A 1,895-nucleotide genomic window follows, 5' to 3' on the forward strand; every position below is an offset into this window, starting at 1 on the left:
TGAGGAGCCCCGTACGGCCTCCGAGGTGACTCTCAGAGGCTCATCGGCTGAAAATCGCGCCTTCCTCGCGCGCGCGAGGCGCGGCGGCCGTCGTTAGAGACTCAGAATGGAGTTTTGAAACGGCCTCTCCCTCAGGATGACTGGCTGTTGATCCGCCGTGGGGCAGGGAGCGCGTTGCCATCGGAACGCGAGCGCGGCTACAATTGCCAAGGGCCTGCCAGGATCGTAAACGAGGGGTCACAGGGGATGGCCGGGATGAGCGGAATCCACCTTCAGACAGCGGAGGGTGCGGGGTGAGCGAGAGCAAGAAGGTCGATGCGCTGTTCCGCCGCTACCGGCGGGATGCGGTGCTCCTGCACCGGCCCTGGCCGCCGCACGCCGGGCCGCCCACCAACAGCCGGTTCGGCGGCCTGCCCAACCTGCCCGAGCGCTACGAGTGGCCGCGCACTTCGGACGGTACGCCGCTCCACTTTCTGGCACAGGTGGACTGCGCCGACATCCCCTTCAAGACCGTCCTGCCCAGCCGCGGCGTGCTCTTTTTCTTTGGCCGCGACGACGACGAGCAGATCTGGAACCTTGAGCCGCCCGCCTCCGACGACTGCCGCGTCCTGTACGCGCTCGACGCCTTTGCGCTCACCCCGCCGCGGCAGCCGCCCGATGACCTGCCGCCGATCCGGGGCACCGGTGGCATCTCGAGCGCGTGGTACTTTTACCGGGTGGGCAGGGAGCCGGGGCCGAACGTCCATCCGGCGTGGCCCATCGTGCCGCTCAAGCTCGAGAGCTATCCCGACGCGAGCGGCCTTCCCGAGCTGATCGAGCACGCCGACCGCACGTGGCGCCGGTTCCTGGAGGGACGGTTCTGGCGAGGCCTGCGGGTGCAGGGCGGGGACGACATCGAGGAGATCGCGGAGCTGTACCGCGAGCAGCTCAACGCGCGCCGCGTCGCCGCCCTCCGTGCCGCCAGCGGATCGGGGGGCGGAAACCTGGACACGCGCTACGATACCCTTGGCGGGGCCGCCATCATGGGCGCCGCCGCGTCGGGGCCGCGGGCGTTTCCGCAGCACTGGGCGTACATCCACTACCTGGCCCGTGCGATCCTGCACAGCCCGGCCAACTTCACTCCCGGCCGCGACGCGGATCTCCGGCGGTTCACTGAAGAGGCCGAGCGCTGGCTGGCCCGCTCGCGGGAGGTTCCGCTCGACCGGCCGGTGGCGGAAGAGGACCGTCAGGCGCTGCGCACGTGGCTGATGAGCCTCGCGGGCCCTCTCGAATCCATGGAGATCCCCTTCCGGGCCTCGCAACTCGCCTACATGGCCGCCGTCGCCACCATCCGCACCTGGGCGGGCGACCCCGCGCTGGCGGCGCTGGTCCCCTCGGAGGTGTACGCCGCCTGCACAGACTGGTTCAACACCTACAACGACGAGGATCCCCAGTTCTCCCAGATGCTGGGACATGCCCACGCTGCCCAGGACGCGCTCTCCGCCGACAACCCCATGGTCTGCCTGTTGAACCTCGACACCGAGCGGGGACTGGGATGGTCATGGGGCGACAGCGGAAAGTGCACCTTCTGGATCACCCCGCAGGACCTCGCCCGCCGCGACTTCAGCCGCGTCGAGGGGACGATCGAGGGATACTGATCCTGGACAAGGAACACCGACAGCGTCTGGCGGATGGTGTCATACCATCTCTCGGATTTCGATGTGCAGTGAGGGGGACGATTTTCCCGCGGAGGCGCGGAGAAAACAGAAGAGGCGCGGAGGGAACCTTCAGAACGCCACCGCGCCACATCCGTTCCTCCGCGCCGCCGCGTGTTGTTTTTACGTCGTTACTCTGATTGCACGACCAACAGCGAGCAAGGGTATCATTCTGAGGCTGAGTGGGGTTGAGGAACCACA

The 1,895-nt window shown here is 67.8% G+C and carries 1 protein-coding gene; it reads left to right on the top strand.

Annotated elements, in window-relative coordinates:
• Positions 1-293 precede the first annotated feature (293 nt).
• Positions 294-1,637, top strand: a complete 1,344-nt coding sequence (locus ACOJUJ_RS22190) for a DUF1963 domain-containing protein (protein ID WP_420129103.1) — start codon at positions 294-296, stop codon at positions 1,635-1,637.
• The last annotated feature ends 258 nt before the right edge of the window (positions 1,638-1,895 follow it).

Source organism: Longimicrobium sp. (assembly GCF_048594345.1).
Lineage (GTDB): Bacteria > Gemmatimonadota > Gemmatimonadetes > Longimicrobiales > Longimicrobiaceae > Longimicrobium.